The 1100-nt window shown below is 22.1% G+C and carries 2 protein-coding genes; both read right to left on the bottom strand.

Features of this window, described 5'->3' with window-relative positions:
* Positions 1 to 37: 37 nt before the first annotated feature.
* Positions 38 to 727, bottom strand: coding sequence for a hypothetical protein (locus tag OL66_RS03190; protein ID WP_034172444.1), 690 nt, complete (start codon positions 725 to 727; stop codon positions 38 to 40).
* A 90-nt stretch (positions 728 to 817) separates the two neighbouring features.
* The coding region (locus tag OL66_RS04080) for a hypothetical protein (RefSeq protein WP_034172443.1) at positions 818 to 1100 on the bottom strand (283 nt) is incomplete at its 5' end.

Below are 1100 nucleotides of genomic sequence, written 5' to 3'. Positions count from 1 at the left end.
AATATTTCTTTAGTTTGAAAAGATATGAAATTATCTATTAATTTTTAGTCTTAAAGAATAATTTTAGAGACAAAAGTTGTCTAAAAAAATGCAACAGCGCATGAGTTTGATAAAAAGTAGTTTCTAAATATAGAATAGAATTTTGGTCTGCAAAACAATTATTTTTTATTTCTTCTTTTTTATAGTCTAATAAATGTTTTAATTCAAAGTAATATTTACTTATTTTTTTAATAGCTAATAAAAGATATTTAGTTTTAATAAGGGTTACTTGAAATAATAAAGCATCTCTTTCTTTTTTAACCATAGGATAAAAAGTTGTTTTAAATTCGCTGTCTATACAATTTTTCCATTGTTGACAAGTTTGACATTTTTTAAAATGGTTTTGGGGTTTTTCGCTATATTGGTATATATCAAAAGATTCAAGTTTTTTATTAAATTTATTTAAACATTTTATTTGTGATTCTAATTCTTTTATTTCTTCTATTAAATGTTTGTGTTCTTTCACTAAAGGACTTAAGTTTTCTTGAAGATTTGTAATTTGAGTTTGAATTGGGGGAAGTTCGTTATTTGTAATATTATTGATTTGAGTTTGATTAGATTGAACGGTGCTTTGTATATTTCCAATTCGTTCTTGAATATCACTATTATTCCTTCTTATTTCTTCTAAATTGCTTTCTGAGTAATTTTGTGATGCAGAACTTGGTTCGTTTTGGATTTGATTTCCCAAATTTGTAATTTGTCCTTGCAAAGTAGTATTGTTATTTTTTAAAGTTTCTAAATTGTTTTCTAATTGTGTTTTTTTGCTTTTTGCTTCTAATTATTGATTTTTCAAAGGAATTATTTGATTATGTAATTCGTCTTTATTATTTACTTTTTGATTCTTTTCTGTTGTTAAATTCTCTATCTTTTCTTTATTTTGAGCTTGTTTATCTTCAATATAATCTTTTCTTTTTCTTTCCAAATAATCAGTTTCTAATTTATTTTTAGGAATTTCATTAAAGTTATTTTTAATTATTTCATTATCTAATTTACTTATTTTTATATTATTTTCTTCTAATGATGTTTCTTCTAAAATATCATTGACTTTATTAATAGTTTGT

The sequence above is a fragment of the Chrysanthemum yellows phytoplasma genome (genome assembly GCF_000803325.1).
In the GTDB taxonomy this organism is placed as follows: domain Bacteria; phylum Bacillota_I; class Bacilli_A; order Acholeplasmatales; family Acholeplasmataceae; genus Phytoplasma; species Phytoplasma asteris.
This window is presented reverse-complemented; position numbering and strand designations above follow the sequence as displayed.